Here is a 1,737-nt window from a genome sequence, read left to right on the forward strand (position 1 = left end):
TGTGAGTTCCGAAGTCATCGAGGATGAGCAGTTGCGCGCGGGTGAGTTTGTCGATGAGGCGTGGGAAGCGGCCATCGAGACGAGCGAGCGCCAAATCCTCGAACAGGCGCGGCACGCGCACATAGAGCACGGAATGATCGAGCCGTGCCGCTTGCCGTCCGAAGGCGCAGGCCAGCCACGACTTGCCGGTTCCGGTCTGGCCGGTGACGATCAGGTTCTCATGAGTTTTCAGCCATTTGCCCTGGGCGAGCGCCATGGTGCTGCGCCGGTCGAGTCCGCGCGGCGCGGCAAAGTCGATGTCCTCGATGCAGGCTTCGGGAAAGCGCAGCCTGGCTGAGGCGAGCCGGTTCCGGACGCGCTTGTCGGCCCGCATGGCGACCTCGCGGTCGAGCATCAGGCCGAGCCACTCGTCACGGCTGAGTTCGTTGGCGTTGTTGCGTTCGGCCAGTTCGCGCCAGGCGGCAGCCATGCCGGCCAGACCGAGGGCCTGCATCTGGTCGAGGGTAGGGTTCGTCAGCATTCTTTCTTTTTCCTTCACGGTAATAGGTGGAGCCGCGGATGTTGGCGTCTGGGGTGTCGGCTTTGCCGGTTCTGCGGAGCTGGCCCGGTCGAGGCCGGCTTTGAGGATGGCGGTGACGGAGGAGTAGGCGATCGCGTTGATCAGCAGCGCCCGCTCGCAGGCGGCATCGAGACGCTCCGGCCCATAGCGCGGCGCCAGCGACAGGATGCCCATGGCCGAGCGATATCCCTGTTCCGGATGCGGCCGGTCGCGCATCATGCGCTCGACCAGAATGGCGGCGTTGGGGCCGATCCTGGCCGCCCGGCTGATCAGGCTGGCCGGCGTGGTGTTGGCGTAGCGCTGGTGCGCCTTGGGCATGTGTTCGTTGACGGTGACATGGCCGGAACGCTGTGAGCGACGGACATGGCTGGCGACACGCTGGTGATCGTGGAAGATCTCGACCACTCGATGCGTGAGCCGCACCTCGACGGTGCGCCCGATCAGCCGGTGCGGCACCGAGTAAAAGGTCTTGTCGACCTCGACATGGTAGTCAGGATGGACCTTCGCCGACTTCCACTCGGCGTATTCGAACGGTGCCGCCGGCAGCGGCTTCAAGGCAGCCGCTCGATCTCCCCGAACAGTTCGCGGCGGCTTTGGCCGACATGGCGCATCGGCCGGTTGTTCAGCTCCTCGAGCAGTTCGGCGATCGCCGCGTTGAGCTCGGCGATCGAGAAGAAGGATCGGTTCCTCAGCCGCGCCAGAATCCAGCGCTCGACAATCAGCACCGCGCCTTCGACCTTGCCCTTGTCGCGCGGCTTGCGGCTGCGGGTCGGCAGGATGGTGGTGTCGTAGTGCTCGGCCATCGCGGCAAAGGTCGCGTTCAGCGTCGGCTCGAACCACAGCGTCTTGACGACACCGGCCTTCAGGTTGTCGCAGACGATCGCTCTGGTGACGCCGCCGAAGAAGGCGAGCGCTCGCACCTGGCCCTCGATCCAGTCCGGCAGCTTCTGGCTGGAGCTGGCAAAGGCGAAGGTCAGGTTGGAGGCGCCCAGCACGGCGACAAAAATCTGCGCCGGGTAAATGATGCCGGTCGCCGGATCGATCACCGGCACCGTCTGCCCGGCATAGTCCGTCTGCATCACCGCGCCCGCCGCATGCCGGTTGCGGAATGTCGCGCTCGTCCGGCGCTCGAAAGCGGCGAAGTGCTCGCAGAACCAGGTGTAGCCGTAGCCGTCGGG

1 protein-coding gene and 1 pseudogene are annotated in these 1,737 nt (G+C 65.8%); both read right to left on the reverse strand.

Going from position 1 to position 1,737, the window contains the following annotated elements; all coding sequences use genetic code 11:
• Positions 1 to 520, reverse strand: a 520-nt coding sequence (locus tag EN742_RS34055) for an ATP-binding protein (protein WP_128333826.1), incomplete at its 3' end; no start/stop codon positions are given.
• Positions 521 to 536: 16 nt separating this feature from the next.
• Positions 537 to 1,737 (reverse strand): annotated as a pseudogene (gene istA, locus EN742_RS34060) (IS21 family transposase); the annotation flags it as partial.

Origin of the sequence: Mesorhizobium sp. M4A.F.Ca.ET.020.02.1.1 (genome assembly GCF_004022645.1) — a bacterium.
Lineage (GTDB): Bacteria > Pseudomonadota > Alphaproteobacteria > Rhizobiales > Rhizobiaceae > Mesorhizobium.